We start from the raw sequence: 16,224 nt of genomic DNA, 5'->3' as shown, positions 1-16,224 counted from the left end.
ACCTCGGCGTTCAACGGAAAGGAACGAGCGCTCATGCGCGAGATCCTCGGAAGGCGACGCAGGCACCGGCCCCGGCGCAAGCGGAGTTCCGCCCAGCTCGACGCGGCGCTCACCTGTGCCACCGCCTGGAAATGGCCCGTACTCCCCGGAGCGGGGCTTGGGGCGTCCGGTGTGCACGGCGGCCGCGGCTGTGCCTGTCCCGACCCCGAGTGCGCCGTACCCGGCGCGCATCCCCTCGACCCCGGTCTCCTCGCGGCGACCACCGATGTCCGCATGGTGCGCTGGTGGTGGACGAGCCGGCCCGCGGCCCCCGTCGTCCTGGCCACCGGTGGCAGGGCGCCCTGCGCACTGAGCCTGCCGGCCGTGGCGGGTGTCCGGGCGCTGACCGCGCTCGACGGCATGGGACTGCGGCTCGGTCCTGTGGTGGCCACCCCCACCCGGTGGTCGGTGCTGGTGGCTCCGTACACACTGGAGCGGCTCGGCGAACTGCTGCACGCCCAGGACCGGGTGCCCAGCTCGCTGCGGTTCCACGGCGAGGGCGGCTACCTGGTCCTGCCCCCTTCGGAGATCGGTACGGGGCAGGTGCGCTGGGTGCGACCGCCGTCGTCCGACACCGTGGCGCCGTGGCTCCCGGATGTGGGAACGGTCCTGGACGCACTGGTGGAAGCGAGCAACAGCGCTCCGGACGGCGGTAGTCGGCTCGCGTTCTGAGCGCCGGCGGGGCGCCTGCGGGGGCCGCCTCGCGTGCTGGACGCGCGGGGCCGTCCCGCGTACGGAACGCGGGGGACAGGGCGGGATCCGTGATGCCGGTCAGGGAGAGCGCCGGAGGGCCGGGCGACGGGGGCGTCGAGCCGCCGGTGCTCCGGCGTGCGCCCAGCCGGCCGGGCTCGGCTGGTCATGCCGGCCGTTCATGTCCAGCTGGCCGTGCCCGGCTGCTCGTGCCCGGCTGCTCATGCCCGGAAATGAGGACGCCCGATCGCTGGCGACGGGGGATGCACCAGCGACCGGGCTTCCAGAACGGTAACAAGAGATCTGCCCTGAGCAAATTCGATCTCGCCTGTCAGGGCAGCGATTTACCGGTGAGTACAGGCTGTTGTGACAGGAGTCACGGGACCGCCCCGGCTCTTGTCACTGTCAGCTGAGCGTCACCTGGCGGTTGGTGAGCCCGCCCCGTGCCCGACGCTCCTCGCCCGAGAGCGGGGCGTCCGACGCGAGCGCCCCGGCGAGCCGCTCCGCGAACTGCGCCGCCGGCTTCTCGCACTCCTCGGCGCCCATCGCGCTCGGCAGGTCCCAGACCGGGACCATGAGTCCGTGCGCCCGGAACGAACCGACGAGACGGGTTCCCTCGCCGAGCGAGGACGTGCCTGCCGCGTGCAGCCGGGCGAGGGCGTCCAGAAGCTGTTCCTCGGGGTGCGGCATGACCCAGCGGAGGTGGTTCTTCTCCGGGGTCTCGCACCAGTAGGCGGCGTCCACACCGGAGAGCAGCGTGGTCGGGATGGCCGCCGCGTTGGCACGCTCGAGGGAGGCGGACACCTCGGTGGATGCGTTCTCCGCATCCGGGACCCAGAACTCGAATCCCGAGTGCACGACCGGTTCGAAGGCGGCGTCGGGGTCGAGGAGGTCCTGCAGGCGCGGGCCGTCGCCGGCTACTCGGCGTGCGGCGACCGGCGAGCCGGGCTCCGCCTCGAGCGCGCGCTGCAGGGTGTCCGCGAGGTCGCGGCTGAGGTCGCCGGACGAGGTGTCGTTCTGCAGGGCCAGCAGGACGGAGCCGTCGTCACGGCGCAGCGCGGGCCAGGCCATCGGCAGGACGGTCGCGAGCGACACCGAAGGTACGCCCTCGGGCAGGCCGCCCTTCAGGGTCAGTTCGACCGTGGCCGCGGGGACGAGCTCGCGCAGCGCGACCCAGTCGCACTCCCCGGCCAGTCCCTCGAACGGGCGCTGGACCAGCTCGGTCACCGCATGGGCGGCGGCGCGCCCGTGACAGGCCTTGTAGCGGCGGCCCGATCCGCACGGGCAGGTTTCGCGGGCCCCGACGACCGGAATCTCACCGTCCTTGAGCTGCGGCTTCCCGGCCTTGGACTGAGGGCGCTTCTTGGCCATGGTGGGCGTTCTCCCGATTGCGACAGTGGCGTCTCGCCGCGAGCCTAGCCGTCCCCGTCTCCGCCCGAAGACACCGTTCCAGGCCCGGCCGCGAGGGTGTCACCGTGCCGCCCCGCCCCACCGGCGTCGCGTGCCGCGTACGAAGGCCCCGCACCCCCCGGTCCTGGGCGCCGGGTACGCCCGTTCCGCAGGCGGTTCCCAGCGGTCCCGGGCCCCGCGCCTGCCGTCCGCGTGCCCGGCGTCGCCGGTCCCGCGGACGGTGCCCACCGGTCCCAGGCGCCGCGCTTGGCCACCGCGTGCCCCTGTCGCCGGCCCTGTGCTCAGCCCACGTCGTCGAAGGCGTCGAGGATCTCGGAGAGGTCCAGTCCGTCCAGGGAGCCGAGCCCGCTGTGCCCGCCCTTTCCGTGCAGCCTGCCCGCCTCCCGCCGACCGGGGGCCGCGCGGCCGGAAGCCGTACGGCCGAGGGCTGCGGCGCGTGGCCCGTGGGCCTTCTTCGCGTGGTGCCCGGAGACCAGCGCCCAGACGGTGACCTCGCCCGAGGTGCCGTCCCGTACACCCCATTCCCGGGCGAGGGAACTGATGATGTTGAGCCCGCGTCCGCCGCGCGCGGTGACCGACGGTGTGGCCGGGACCGGCCGGGTCGGGCCGCCGCCGTCCGTGACCTCGACGGTCAGGTCGCCCGCTCCGTCCACGCGCCACGCGGCGCGGATGTCGCCGTCACCGACCTCCGTGTGCCGGCCCAGCGGCCTGCCGTGACGGCAGGCGTTGCTGAGAAGTTCGGAAAGGATCAGGACTGCGTCGTCGACCACTGCGTCCGATACCCCGTTGCCGCGCAGCTGCTCCCGCATGCGGTGCCGCGCCTGTCCCACACCCGCGGGACCATGGGGTACGGCCATGCTCGACGACGCGGGCGCTTCCTGTGCCACCACAAACGCCACCCCCGAGACCTCCTTTGCCCCATGCCACGATGGGGATGCCCCCCTGGACTCTGCCGGAAACCGGCCAAAGCCTTGTCGGTGATGCACTCGTAACGATCGGATACGCAGTGAGTGCGCCGGTGCACTCCGGGTAACTGATGCTAAAAGCGTCCTAGTTGCGAAAGAACCTGTTTGGGGCGGTTCGTGATGATCGCCTCCACGCCCAGGCGCACGCAGAGCTCCACGTCCGCCGGTTCGTTCACGGTCCAGACGTGCACGCGGTGGCCCGCACGGTGCAGGCGTTCGATGTAACCGGGGTGATTGCGTACGACCCGCATCCCCGGCCCGGCGATCCGCGCACCGGCGGGCAGCCGTCCGTCGCGCAGCCGCGGTGAGACGAACTGCAGCAGGAAGACGGTGGGCAGGGTGGGCGCGGCGGACCTGACGCGGTACAGGGACCGTGCGGAGAAGCTCATGACGCGCACCGGGGACGGTCCGTCGGCCGGCGGTTCGTCCAGGCCGTAGCGCCTGAGCAGGTCGAGCAGCCGTTCCTCGACCTGTCCGGCCCAGCGGGTGGGGTGTTTGGTCTCGATGGCGAGCTGCAGAGGCCGCCCGGCCGCCCGCACCTCGGTGAACAGGTCGAGGAGCCGTTCCAGGGTGAGTACGGAGGTGAGCTCACCCGGCACCGGGTCCCAGTCCGGGGACTCCTCGCGGTCCTTCCAGGAGCCGAAGTCGAGGGTGGCCAGATCGGCGAGTTCCAGTGCGGAGACGGCGCCCCTGCCGTTGGACGTGCGGTTCACCCTGCGGTCGTGCACGCAGACGAGCTGACCGTCCGCGGTGAGACGGACGTCGCACTCCAGGGCGTCGGCACCGTCCTCGATCGCCTTCCGGTACGCGGCCAGGGTGTGCTCGGGGGCGTCGTCCGAGGCTCCACGGTGCGCGATGACCTGGATGGGGCGGTCCGGGGCGGGTAGACGTGCGTGAGTCACGGCCACATGGTGTCACCGTGACGCGAGGGAGGTCGCCCCCGTGTCAGGGCGGACCGTTTTGTCTGATGTAAAGATTGGTGTGCGGATGCACAGGTCCTGCTTACAGTGGCCTGACGTGCTGTGGGAAAAGCTGACCGCAGACACGTGCACAGCGGATCTCTTGCCGAATGCCGAGTGGAACCGAGGAGTAAAGAGCTGTGAGCACCGAGAACGAGGGCAACGAGGACAACACGGTTCGGCCCGTACCGTCTGTTCCGTCCGTACCTCCCGTGCCGGCTGCCGCTCCTGAGGGCACCCCGCCGGGGGCCCCGCCCGTGTCCGGCGCCGACGGGGTCCCCGCGGCCCCGGCGGCCCCGGCGGCCCACGGGGACGCGCCGACTTCGCAGGTTCCGGGCGCGGCACACCGGCACGGAGCCGAGTCGCCCTTCGATCGGCACCAGCAGCCGCCCCACCAGCCCCCGGCCCCGCCGCAGCCTCCCGCAGGCTCGGCCGGCTGGCCCCCGCCGCCCCCGGCGGTCCCGGCCTACGCGGACGGCGGTGGTACCACGGAGTGGGGTGCCCCGGCACCGTCGGCCCACGAACCGCCCCGTAAGCGCCGTGCCAACGGTCTGGTCGCCGCCGTGGCGGTGGCCGCACTCGTGGCGGGCGGCATCGGCGGCGCCCTCGGCTTCTGGGCCGCCGACAGCAGGGACAACGGCTCCTCGGCGGGCTCGACCACGGTCGCCGCCTCGAACAGCCCCAAGGACTTCAAGCGCGCCGCGGGCACGGTCGCGGGCGTCGCGGCGCAGGCACTGCCCAGCGTCGTCACCATCGACGCGCAGTCCGGTGACGGCGAGGGTGGGACGGGCACCGGCTTCGTGTACGACAAGGAAGGCCACATCCTCACGAACAACCACGTGGTGGCCTCCGCGGCGGACAGTGGTCAGCTGACAGCGACGTTCTCGGACGGCAAGAAGTACGACGCCGAAGTCATCGGCCGGGCACAGGGCTACGACGTGGCCGTGCTGAAGCTGAAGAAGGCTCCTGACGGACTGACCCCGCTGCCCCTGGGTGACTCGGACAAGGTCGCGGTGGGCGATTCCACCATCGCGATCGGCGCCCCGTTCGGCCTCTCCAACACGGTCACCACCGGCATCATCAGCGCGAAGAACCGTCCGGTCGCCTCCGGGGACGGTTCCAGCAACAAGAACTCGTACATGAGCGCCCTGCAGACGGACGCCTCGATCAACCCGGGCAACTCCGGCGGCCCGCTGCTGGACGCGGGCGGCGCGGTCATCGGAATCAACTCGGCCATCCAGTCGACCAGCGGAGGCGGTGTGGGCCAGTCGCAGGCGGGCTCCATCGGCCTCGGCTTCGCCATCCCGGTCAACCAGGCGAAGAACGTCGCCGAGCAGCTGATCAGGACGGGCCAGCCCGTCTATCCCGTGATCGGCGCCACGGTGACGATGGAGGAGAAGACGGGCGGCGCCGTCATCTCCGACCAGGGCGCGGGCGGCACCCCGGCCGTCACCCCCGGCGGCCCCGCGGCCAAGGCGGGGCTGAAGGCAGGCGACGTGATCACCAAGTTCAACGACACGGTGGTCGAGAGCGGACCGACCCTGATCGGCGAGATCTGGACCCACAAGCCGGGCGACAAGGTCACCCTCACCTACAAGCGCGACGGCAGGACGGCGACGGCAGAACTCACCCTGGGCGAGCGCAAGGGCGACAGCTGACCGGCTAGGCTGTCCCTCGCGTCGAGCCGGACCCCGCTGCCGGGGCCGACGACGCGGGGTGGGTTGCCCGAGCGGCCTAAGGGAACGGTCTTGAAAACCGTCGTCGCAGCGATGTGACCGTGGGTTCAAATCCCACACCCACCGCAGGTGAACGGCTCCTGACCAGGCGAATCGGTCGGGGGCCGTTCCCTTTCGCGCAGTCGTCGGGAACCACGGTTCTGACGCCGTCCCTCCGCTGAGCGGGCACGTCAGGGGCACGTCCCGCCCCCCGGGACACCCGTCTCCCGGACACTGCGCTTCTCGTCGGCCAGGGCTTTTCGGCGCGTTGACGCTTCGTCAGCCAACGGGCGACCAGAGGTACGAACAGCGTACCGAGGACTCCGGCGACTGCGGTGAGCATGGCCGCTGTGGCGGCACTCATGGCCGTGGCGCTACCTGCGTCGCGCCTGGGTGGACGGCGGCCCAGGCGCGGTCGTGACAACGTGCCTGCGTGACACCGAGGTTGGCGATCAGCACGGGGTCAGGGGTGGTCCGGGGGCCGTACGGTCAGGCGGGCGGCCGAGGCTATCGCGGCTCGGGCCTCGTGTGCGGACAGGCCCGTACGGACCGCCGCGTCGGTGAGGGCGTCCGCGAGGGCGTCGCCGAAGCCGTGTTCGTACGCGCGGCAGGCCGCCCAGAACAGGCGGGTGTTGCGCTGGCCCTCATGGGCGGCGAGCACGAACTGCACCAGGCCCTGACCCTGCCGTACGGCGGAGGGTCGGCTCTGCGCCGCCGGTCGGCGCGGGCGGGCCGGGGGCGTGAGCAGGCGCAGGAGGGCGCGGGGGCAGGAAGCCGGGGAGAGGTGGGCTGTCCCTGGGGCGAGCCGGTACCTGCCGTGGATGGTGACCGAACCGGGCCCGACCAGATATCCCCCGGCCCCGCGGACGTCGATGCCGGGGGCTAGCCGGCCGGCCGAGTTGGGTACGGAGACGCCGGAGGGGCCCGTGAGCCAGAGGTGCCGGCCGCCGCTGGGTGTGAGCACCGTGACGGTGTCCGGGAGGGTGAACAGGTGCTGGAAGGCCAGCTGCTGGAGCGCGGTGGCGGAGTCGGTGCCGTAGGCGGGGCCGATGTCGAGGTCGATGCCGATCAGGCGGTGGGGCGGCCGTCCGCAGGCGATCCCGTAGCCGGTCGCCCTGGGCGCTGCGGCGAACAGGGCCCGCACGGCGGCCGGCTCGGTGGTGGCGTCGTGGACTCCGTGGCCGGGCAGCCCGCAGGCGCCCCGGCAGCGGACGGGAGGGTGCTCGCCGCGATGGGGGGAGCGCAGGGCGGGCAGTTTGGTGGCGGACAGCGGGAAGACGGGGAGCCCGTGCTCGGCGGCGGAGAGTGCATGGGCCAGGGCCAGGGTGGCGGTCTGCCGATCGGTGGTGGCCATGGTGCTAGTTTCGTACGTGCGTTCGAAGAAGGGAAGGGGGCGTCGGGGCGCTCAGGAGCGTGCGCGCGGCTTGCGGGAGCACGGCGGGTTCGGCGGTGATTCCTCCCGCCTGCGGGGGCCGGTGCGGCGCGGGTGATTCGCCGGTGACGTGGTGCGCGGCTTCGGTCTCGCGACGTCGCAACCCGGTGAACCGGCCGGCCGAATGAGGCGGCGGCCCACCCGGCAGCGTCGCGCCACTGCCGTGCCGCCCGCCCTCCGCGGGGGGCGGGCGTCCTCGGGGTGCGGACCCCGAGGTGCCCGGGCAGGCCCTCCACCTTCAGGAGGTGGGGCCTGCCCCACCTCTCCGACCTGAGGCGGACGCCGCTTCGCGACCTGGGGCCGATCCCCCCGACGGCACCCGCTCCTAGCGTGGAGCCATGACCACGCCAGTGTGCACCGGCGCCTCCACGGCGCTCGCTGCCTCCGCCGGAAACCGCCGCTACCCGTCGTTCTCGTCCTACGTACGGGCGCGAGGGCCCGTACTCCTGCGTACCGCCCGCTCGCTCACCGCCAACCCGAGCGATGCCGAGGACCTGCTGCAGACCGCGCTCACCAAGACGTACGTGGCCTGGGAGCGGATCGAGGACCACCGCGCCCTGGACGGGTACGTCCGCCGCGCTCTGGTGAACACCCGCACCTCGCAGTGGCGCAAGCGCAAGGTCGACGAGTTCGCCTGCGAGGAACTCCCCGAGAAGGAGGCCGCGCCCGCTCCCGACCCGGCGGAGCACCAGACCCTGCATGACGCGATGTGGCGTGCCGTCCTCAAGCTCCCCGACCGGCAGCGGGCCATGGTCGTCCTGCGGTACTACGAGGACCTCAGCGAGGCCCAGACGGCCGAGCTCCTCGGGGTGTCCGTCGGCACGGTCAAGAGCGCCGTCTCCCGGGCCCTCGGGAAGCTCCGTGCGGACCCGGAACTCACTCCGGTCCGCTGATCCGGCCGCCCGCCCGCCGCCCCGTGAGATGGCCTGCGTGGCGCCTGTGGGACCGGACACGCTCCCCCTGTCACGGCCGTCGGCCGTGCTCCTGTCACGGTTGGCGCAGCCGTCGCGGTCCGGTCTCCGGCCCGCCGGTCTGCCCGCCGTCATCGATTGGTACTCCCGGGAGTAGTGACATACCGCTCGGTATGTGAGCAGAATCAGCGGAACCCCACTGCCACGTAGCGCCCACCGGGAGGACGCCGTGCTGAGCACCATGCAGGACGTACCGCTGACTGTCACCCGCATCCTGAACCATGGGATGACCATCCACGGGAAGTCGCAGGTGACGACCTGGACCGGCGATCCGGAGCCGCAGCGGCGCAGCTTCGCGGAGATCGGCGAGCGCGCCACGCAACTGGCGCACGCCCTCCGCGAGGAGATGGGCATCGACGGCGATCAGCGCGTCGCGACCCTCATGTGGAACAACGCGGAGCACGTCGAGGCCTATCTCGCGATCCCGTCCATGGGCGCCGTGCTCCACACGCTCAATCTCCGGCTCCCCGCCGAGCAGCTGATCTGGATCGTCAACCACGCCGACGACAAGGTCGTCCTTGTCAACGGCTCCGTGCTGCCGCTGCTCGTACCGCTCCTCCCTCACCTGCCCTCCGTCGAGCACGTGGTCGTCGTCGGACCGGGTGACCGGTCGGTACTCGAGGGCGCCGCACCGCGGGTGCACGAGTACGAGGAACTGCTCGCCGGCCGTCCCACCACGTACGACTGGCCCGAGCTGGACGAACGCCAGGCCGCCGCCATGTGCTACACCTCCGGGACCACCGGCGACCCCAAGGGCGTCGTCTACTCCCACCGCTCCATCTACCTCCACTCCATGCAGGTCAACATGGCCGAGTCGATGGGGCTGACGGACAAGGACACGACCCTCGTGGTCGTCCCGCAGTTCCACGTGAACGCGTGGGGGCTCCCGCACGCGACGTTCATGACGGGCGTCAACATGCTCATGCCCGACCGTTTCCTCCAGCCGGCCCCGCTCGCCGACATGATCGAGCGCGAGAGGCCGACGCACGCCGCCGCGGTCCCCACCATCTGGCAGGGGCTGCTGGCCGAGGTCACCGCCCGCCCGCGCGACCTCACCTCCATGGCCAGCGTCACGATCGGCGGCGCGGCCTGTCCGCCCTCCCTGATGGAGGCCTACGACAAGCTGGGCGTCCGGCTCCACCACGCCTGGGGCATGACGGAGACGTCACCGCTCGGCACGATGGCCAACCCGCCCGCCGGACTGACGGACGAGGAGGAGTGGCCCTACCGCATCACGCAGGGCCGCTTCCCGGCAGGCGTCGAGGCGCGCCTGGCCGGCCCCGGCGGCGAGCGCCTGCCGTGGGACGGCGAGTCCGCAGGTGAACTGGAGGTACGCGGAGCCTGGATCGCCGGCGCGTATTACGGCGGTGCCAACGGCGAGCATCTGAGGCCCGAGGACAAGTTCAGCGAGGACGGCTGGCTGAAGACCGGCGACGTCGGGGTGATCAGCGCGGACGGCTTCCTCACGCTCACCGACCGGGCGAAGGACGTCATCAAGTCCGGCGGCGAGTGGATCTCCAGCGTGGAGCTGGAGAACGCGATCATGGCGCACCCGGATGTGGCCGAGGCCGCCGTCGTCGCCGTTCCCGACGACAAGTGGGGCGAGCGCCCGCTGGCGACCGTCGTCCTCAAGGAGGGGGCCACGGCCGACTACGCCTCCCTGAAGACGTTCCTTGCCCAGTCCGTCGCCAAGTGGCAACTGCCGGAGCGGTGGACGATCGTCCCGGCGGTACCGAAGACGAGTGTCGGCAAGTTCGACAAGAAGGTGATCCGCAGGCAGTACGCGGAGGGCGAGCTGGACGTCACCCGGCTCTGACGGTCCCGGACGGTTCCGGGGGCGAGGGCCGTGCGGGACCGGTTCGCCTCGAGGGCGGTACGGGTGTTCCCGTACCGCCCTCGACGTAGGCGTGCTGCGTCCCGCGCCCGGTGCTCAGTTGGTTCCTATCTTCGCCAGCAGATCCACGATCCGGGACTGCACCTCGTCGCTCGTGGAGCGTTCGGCCAGGAAGAGCACGGTCTCCCCCGAACCGAGCCGCGCCAGATCCGACTCGTCCATGGCGGCCGAGGTGTAGACGACCAGCGGCGTGCGGTTCAGGTGCCCGTTCGCCCGCAGCCAGTCGATGATCCCGGCGCGCCGGCGGCGTACCTGCATCAGGTCCATGACCACCAGGTTCGGCCGCATCCGGGTGGCGAGGTCGACCGCCTCGCTGTCACCGGACGCCCGGACGACCTGCATGCCGCGGCGCTCCAGCGTCTCGGTGAGCGCCAGCGCGATCTCCTCGTGCTCCTCGATCACCAGCACCCGCGGCGGGTGCTGGCCGCTGTCGCGCGGAGCGAGTGCCTTGAGGAGCACGGCGGGGTCGGCGCCGTACGCCGCTTCCCGGGTCGCCTGCCCCAGGCCGGCCGTCACCAGCACCGGTACCTCCGCGGCGACGGCGGCCTGGCGCAGCGACTGCAGTGCCGTGCGGGTGATCGGCCCCGTCAGGGGGTCGACGAACAGCGCGGCGGGGAAGGCCGCGATCTGGGCGTCGACCTCCTCGCGGGAGTGCACGATCACCGGACGGTAGCCGCGGTCGCTGAGGGCCTGCTGGGTGGAGGCGTCCGGGGCGGGCCAGACGAGCAGCCGGCGAGGGTTGTCCAGCGGCTCCGGGGGCAGTTCGTCGTCGACGGGCAGCGGCTGCGGGCGGTTGGCCACCTCCACCGCGCCTCCGGGGCCGTCCAGCGGCTCCGGACCCTCGGCGCCCTCGTCGGGCGCCCCTATGGCGTAGGAGCGCCCCTCCGCCGGGGGCGGGGACAGCAACTGCCCCGAGCCCTGTGTCGTACTGCCCTGCGCGGCACCGGGCGCTCCCGTCACGCCGGGCTGCGGCGGAACGGGGGCCGTGCCGGGCTGCGACGGGACGGGACCCGTGGTGGGTGCGGCCGCGTGCTCCGCCTCGGGTGGGGCCGCCAGCTTGCGTCGGCGTCCGGCACCGCTGGACGTCTGGTTCTGCTGATGGGCGAGGTGCTGCGCGAACGGCACTCCCTGACCCAGCGTCCGCACGCTGAACGCCCGTCCCTGCGTCGAGTCCGACGAGGCGCCCCCGGGCGGTTGCGTCTCCGCGGGCAGCGGCTGCCGCCGGGCGTCCCGCACGGGGAGGGCCTGCGCGTCGGCGTCGGCGGGATGATGCGCCGCCGCGGGGGACGGGGCCGGGACGGGCGCGCCCGGCACACGCATGGTGCCCGAGGTGTGCGTGGTGCTGCCGGGGCCGGCCCAGGACTCGTCGTCGGCTTGACCAGGTGCGGCAAAAGCGGACTCGTCCGCCATCGGTACGGCCGACTCCTGCCCCGGGGCGCCCGGCTGTGCCCAGTCGGGCTGCGGGGGAACGGCCGGCAGCGGCTGCCCGGGGACGGGGTGGCCGGGCCGGGGCTGCTCCGGCACGTCCGCGTGGCGCGCCCTGCGGCGGCCGGACGGTACGGGACGGGCCTGCGGAGGGAGGTGGTCCGCGTCCGGTGCGGCACGGGTGCTGTCGTGCCGCTCCACCGGCGCGCCGGCCGCGTCGAACTCGTCCGGAGCGACCGGCATACCCGGAGCCCCCGGGCCCACCGGGCCGGGGTACGCGGGCACCCCGGAGGGGGCCGACGGGACCGGTGCGGCGGGCGGGTCCGGAGCAACCGGCGGGGCGACGGAGGGTGCCGGGGCGGCGGAGGGTGACGGAACCGGTGCGGCGGGCGGGACCGGAGCACCGGAGGCGTCGGGTGCGATCGGCGGTACGCGGTCGGCGTCGGCGGGCGGCAGCGCGAACGCGGTACGCGGGCCCGTCGGCTGGGCAGCGGCGGAGCGTTCCTGGGCCGCGGCGAGAGCCCGCCGGGCCCGCCGCCCCCCGGGCTGCTGCGCGGACTGCTGGTGCGCCTGCTGCGACGACGTCTCGGAGGAGGCGAGGGCCGGGAGCGCCGGCTGGTGGCCGCCCTCCGGACGCCCCTGGGCACCGTGCGGCACACCCTGCGGCGGCACGGTCCGGCCGCGCTGCGGGCGCCCGTTGGCCCCCTGCGCGCCCTCCGCCGCAGTCACCACGGAACCCTCGGACGGAGCGGGAGCCGCGGAGGCGGCCGCGGGAAGGGCCAGCGCCCGGCGGGGCTCGGCCGCCGGAGCCTCCGTACCCGTCTCGGCAGGGCTGGGACGGCCGCGCCGGCGGCCGGAACCCTCACTCTGCTGCGGCAGGACCACGTCCTGCCCCTGCTGTTCGCCGGGGGCCGCCGCACGCCGGGCCCTGCGCCGCCCGGTGGGCTCCGACGCATCGGTGTCCCCGGCCGGCGGCGCCTCGACGGAACTCTCCAGGAAAGCGTCCGTCGACGACCTGCGCGCCCTGCGCCGGCCACCCTGCTGGGGCTGGGGCACGGCCTCGGGCTCCGGGACAGGAGCCTCCTCGGGCACCGGAGGCGGCGGGGGCGCGACCGTCCCGGCACCCGCACCGATGGGCACCTCCAGGACGTACGCGCTGCCGCTCATCCCCGGCATCTCGTGTGTCTGGAGCACGCCGCCGTGCGCCCGCACGATTCCGCGCACGATGGGCACATGCACCGGGTCTCCCCCGGCGAACGGCCCGCGCACCTCGATCCGTACGACGTCACCACGCTGCGCCGCGGCCACGACGACCGTCGAGTCGACGTAGCCGCCGCCCGGGACCAGCCGTGCCTTACCGGTCGAGTCGACGCCGGCCACGTCCGCGACGAGGTGGGCCAGTGCGGTGATCAGCCGGCCTGCGTCCACCTCGGCCTCGATGGGGGGCGCGTGCACCGCGAACTGGGCGCGGCCGGGGCCGATCAGCTCGACCGCCCCGTCGATGGCGGCCGTCACCACGGAGTCGAGCAGCACCCGCTGCTTGACGAGCTCCTCCGCGCCGCTGTCCAGCCGCTGGTACCCCAGGACGTTGTCGACGAGCGTCGTCATCCGGGCGTAGCCGGCGGCCAGATGGTGCAGGATCTGGTTGGCCTCGGGCCAGAGCTGGCCGGCGGGGTCGGCGGCGAGTGCGGACAGCTCGCCGCGGAGTTCCTCCAGCGGACCGCGCAGGGACTCCCCGAGCACCGCGGTCAGCTGGGTGTGCCGCTCGCCGAGATCGGCCAGGCGCTCGGCCTGCTCCTCGAGTTCGGACGCGTACCGCTCGGTCCGGTCGGCCAGCTCGGCCGCGTGCCGTTCGGTGAGTTCGGCGATCTCGGCCCGATGGGCCTCGGTGAGCTCGGCGACCTCGGCGGCGTGCCGTTCGGTCAGCCCGGTGACCTCGCCGGTGTGCTGCTGGGTCAGCTCTTCGTACGGCCTGCGGTCGGTGAACGTCATGACGGCGCCGACCAGCTGGTCCCCGTCGCGCACCGGTGCGGTCGTCAGGTCGACCGGTACCTGGGCGCCGCTCTTGGACCAGAGCACCTGCCCGCGCACCCGGTGCTTGCGGCCGGACTTGAGCGTGTCCGCGAGCGGAGACCCGTCGTACGGGAACGGCTCGCCGTCCGCCCGCGAGTGCAGGACCAGCGTGTGGAGTTCCTTGCCGCCGAGGTCGCTGGCGCGGAAGCCGAGGATCTGTGCGGCGGCGGGGTTGACCAGGACCACCCGGCCGTCCATGTCCGTACCGACGACGCCCTCGGAGGCGGCCCGCAGGATCATCTCGGTCTGACGCTGCGAACGGGCCAGCTCGGCCTCGGTGTCGACGGTGCCGGAGAGATCCCGCACGACGAGCATGAGGAGCTCGTCGCCCGTGTAGCTGGAGTGGATGTCGTTGTACCCGGCCTGGCCGCTGTCCAGGCTGGCGCTGGTGACCTCGACGGGGTACTCGCTGCCGTCGGTGCGCCGCGCGGTCATCCGCGTCGGCTTGGTCCTGCCCTGCTCGTCCGCGGCATCCGGCCTGCGCATCGACCCCGGAATCAGCCTGGAGTCGAACTCCGGGAGCAGATCGAGCAGCCCGCGCCCCACGAGGGCGGTGCCCGGGGTCTCGAACATCTCGAGGGCGATGGTGTTGGCGTTGACGACCGTGCCGTTGCAGTTGACGAGCAGCAGCCCGTCCGGGAGGGCGTCGAGTATGGCTGCGAGGCGAGCAGCGCCTCTGGATGGCCTGCTGCTCACGCGACGCTTCCTCCCTGAATACCGCACCTTGCCGACAGCGGGCCCCATCCTGCCCCTCGGGCCTCAGGCTGTCATGGGACGAGTCTAAAGGCTGGGACGGCCCATGGGGCGGCGGATGAGGGGGAGCTCTCACCAAGGTTCTGTGCACACGGTGCACGCCGGTGGTCTGACTGTGACCGCGCGCGCCCCCTACGACATGCGCGGACGTGGGGGGGGCGGGGGCGGGGGGGGGGGGCGGGGCCCGGCCGGGGGGGGGGGGGGGGGGGGCGGGCCCCCGCCCCCCCCCCCCCCGCCCGGGGGGGGGGGGCGCCGCCCCCGCGCGGGGCCCCCCCCCCCCCACGCCCGTGTGCGGGGGTTACCTCGCCGAGGGGAGGACCGGCACCAGGTTGTTCCAGCGGGAGATCTCGCAGCCGTTGGAGCGGCTGAAGCGGGCGTCGACCTCCTCGCCCTGCCACGTCCCCTGGACCCGGGCGGCCGCCGGCCCGCCGGCCTGGAGGGTGCACATGGCGTTCCGGTCCGTCGGCACGAAGGGGTTCTCGCCCGAGGCGGCGGCTTCGTCCAGCAGGTCGCAGGCCCGCTGCGCCGCGGGGTGGCTGCCGCCCGCCGGCCCGCACTCCAGCTCGAACGTGCCGTCGGCCGCCGGGTTGCCGGACTCCGAGACGGTCACCGTGAGCCGGGTCTGCGCTTCCTTCCCGTCGTGCCAGTCGCCCTGGAGCACGGGCAGTAGCGGGGGCAGCGGTACGAGAGGGGAGGCGGCCGTGGCGGCGGGCGCGGCGGCGGACAGCACGGCGAGGGAGGCGACGGCGGTGACGGTGAGACGGCGCAGCATGCGGGCTCCTGTTGTGTTCCGGCGCACGGGGGCGCGCGCCGGGCTGCTCGGCACGCGCGCGGTGGTCGTGCGCGCGCCGGTCAGATAGGCGGTGACGGACGGAGGGCGGAGCCCTCGCACTCTCTAACGCTCCGCACGCCCACACGTTGCGCAACTCATGGGGGGCCGACCGGAACAGTGTGCGGAACGGGGGTCCGGAGCGTGGTCCGGCGGGCCCGCGCCGGAGGGGTCGGCCGCGGGGGTGCCGTCGGCCCGCTCCTCGTCATCCCCGGCATCGCCCACCGGGGTGCGGCCGGCTGCCCTCCTGGCGTCCTGCACGGGGCGCCCGCACCCCTGGCGCCCCGCCCCTGATCCCCCCAGGGGTGCCGTACGGCCGGGCGTCTCCGGCGCGGCCCAGGTGCCCGTGGGTCCCGTCCTCCGCGCTGCCCCGGGACCGGCCGCCCGGGTCCCCTCGTGGCCACCCACGCCCCCTCGATCGTCTGCCGCAGGGCGCTTTGCCTCGCCGCCCACCTGCCTAGTACCGTGGGCGGCGATTGGTGACAGCGCGCTCGACTGTGTCATCATCTGCACGCACCACCCGCGCTTGCGCGGGGTGTGCTGGAGGCGTCGCCTAGTCCGGTCTATGGCGCCGCACTGCTAATGCGGTTTGGGTCTTAAAGCCCATCGAGGGTTCAAATCCCTCCGCCTCCGCAGAAACCGAAGCCCCGTGCCCCAGGCACGGGGCTTCGGCCGTTCTCCGGTCCTGTCTCCGGTTCGGTCGGCAACGCGCCCGGCTCCGGCAGCATGGGGACGTCCTGCCTGGAATTGGCCCGTGAGTGGTGTTTCCGCAGGTCAGAGCGCCTATGGGTAATGGATTTCGCGTGACGGCGCAGGTCATGTAATGTTGTTCCCGCAACGCCGACCAGGCAGAAAAAGCCGGGGAGGCAACACCGGCGGTGAAGACCGCAGGTAGGCACTCGTAGCTTAACGGATAGAGCATCTGACTACGGATCAGAAGGTTGCAGGTTCGAATCCTGCCGAGTGCACACAGTTCAGAAGCCCCGCCGGTTCGCCCGGCGGGGCTTCTGACATCAGCGGGTGACATCAACGCGGCTGCGTCGGTGGGGCACCTATCGGCGCGGACCTG

10 protein-coding genes and 3 tRNA genes are annotated in these 16,224 nt (G+C 73.2%); 7 read left to right on the top strand and 6 right to left on the bottom strand.

The genetic code is table 11. The annotated features are described in order from the left end of the window. Positions 1-33: 33 nt before the first annotated feature. Positions 34-711, top strand: coding sequence for a bifunctional DNA primase/polymerase (locus ACH4VO_RS13100; protein WP_360994301.1), 678 nt, complete (start codon positions 34-36; stop codon positions 709-711). Positions 712-1,134: 423 nt separating this feature from the next. On the opposite strand, the gene ACH4VO_RS13095 is transcribed toward ACH4VO_RS13100, so the two are convergent. From ACH4VO_RS13095 to ACH4VO_RS13085, 3 genes are all read right to left on the bottom strand, one after another. Continuing rightward, complete coding sequence (locus tag ACH4VO_RS13095) at positions 1,135-2,100, bottom strand: DUF5926 family protein (protein ID WP_360994298.1); 966 nt, start codon at positions 2,098-2,100, stop codon at positions 1,135-1,137. A 320-nt stretch (positions 2,101-2,420) separates the two neighbouring features. Beyond that, entirely contained in the window at positions 2,421-3,038 is a 618-nt protein-coding gene (locus ACH4VO_RS13090) for an ATP-binding protein (RefSeq protein WP_360994295.1), read from the bottom strand. 140 nt (positions 3,039-3,178) lie between these two features. Then, positions 3,179-4,006 carry a glycerophosphodiester phosphodiesterase gene (locus tag ACH4VO_RS13085; RefSeq protein WP_360994292.1) on the bottom strand — a complete coding sequence of 276 codons (828 nt, stop codon included), beginning with the start codon at positions 4,004-4,006 and terminating at the stop codon, positions 3,179-3,181. A gap of 197 nt (positions 4,007-4,203) precedes the next feature. Between ACH4VO_RS13085 and ACH4VO_RS13080 the strand changes: the two genes are divergently transcribed. Further along, positions 4,204-5,721: a trypsin-like peptidase domain-containing protein gene (locus tag ACH4VO_RS13080; protein WP_360994289.1), complete on the top strand. Its 1,518-nt coding sequence runs from the start codon at positions 4,204-4,206 to the stop codon at positions 5,719-5,721. A 57-nt stretch (positions 5,722-5,778) separates the two neighbouring features. Beyond that, positions 5,779-5,865 (top strand) — tRNA-Ser (locus ACH4VO_RS13075). Between the two features lie 376 nt (positions 5,866-6,241). On the opposite strand, the gene ACH4VO_RS13070 is transcribed toward ACH4VO_RS13075, so the two are convergent. Further along, entirely contained in the window at positions 6,242-7,132 is an 891-nt protein-coding gene (locus ACH4VO_RS13070) for a bifunctional DNA primase/polymerase (protein ID WP_360994286.1), read from the bottom strand. A 416-nt stretch (positions 7,133-7,548) separates the two neighbouring features. Here ACH4VO_RS13070 and ACH4VO_RS13065 point away from each other — a divergent pair, with 416 nt between their 5' ends. Both ACH4VO_RS13065 and ACH4VO_RS13060 read left to right on the top strand, forming a co-directional pair. Next, the gene (locus ACH4VO_RS13065; RefSeq protein ID WP_360994284.1) at positions 7,549-8,103 is read left to right on the top strand and encodes a SigE family RNA polymerase sigma factor; all 555 of its coding nucleotides are present in this window, start codon (positions 7,549-7,551) and stop codon (positions 8,101-8,103) included. Between the two features lie 247 nt (positions 8,104-8,350). Next, the gene (locus ACH4VO_RS13060) at positions 8,351-9,997 is read left to right on the top strand and encodes a long-chain fatty acid--CoA ligase (RefSeq protein ID WP_360994283.1); all 1,647 of its coding nucleotides are present in this window, start codon (positions 8,351-8,353) and stop codon (positions 9,995-9,997) included. A gap of 114 nt (positions 9,998-10,111) precedes the next feature. On the opposite strand, the gene ACH4VO_RS13055 is transcribed toward ACH4VO_RS13060, so the two are convergent. Both ACH4VO_RS13055 and ACH4VO_RS13050 read right to left on the bottom strand, forming a co-directional pair. After that, complete coding sequence (locus tag ACH4VO_RS13055) at positions 10,112-14,269, bottom strand: PAS domain-containing protein (protein ID WP_360994281.1); 4,158 nt, start codon at positions 14,267-14,269, stop codon at positions 10,112-10,114. A 355-nt stretch (positions 14,270-14,624) separates the two neighbouring features. Then, positions 14,625-15,098 (bottom strand): SSI family serine proteinase inhibitor, encoded by a 474-nt coding sequence (locus ACH4VO_RS13050; RefSeq protein ID WP_360994278.1) that lies wholly within the window; start codon positions 15,096-15,098, stop codon positions 14,625-14,627. 599 nt (positions 15,099-15,697) lie between these two features. Here ACH4VO_RS13050 and ACH4VO_RS13045 point away from each other — a divergent pair. Both ACH4VO_RS13045 and ACH4VO_RS13040 read left to right on the top strand, forming a co-directional pair. Continuing rightward, positions 15,698-15,788: transfer RNA gene (locus tag ACH4VO_RS13045), tRNA-Ser, on the top strand. 262 nt (positions 15,789-16,050) lie between these two features. Next, positions 16,051-16,123, top strand: a tRNA-Arg gene (locus tag ACH4VO_RS13040). Positions 16,124-16,224: the final 101 nt, after the last annotated feature.

The sequence above is a fragment of the Streptomyces sp. NPDC020780 genome (assembly GCF_044334475.1).
GTDB lineage: Bacteria > Actinomycetota > Actinomycetes > Streptomycetales > Streptomycetaceae > Streptomyces.
This window is presented reverse-complemented; position numbering and strand designations above follow the sequence as displayed.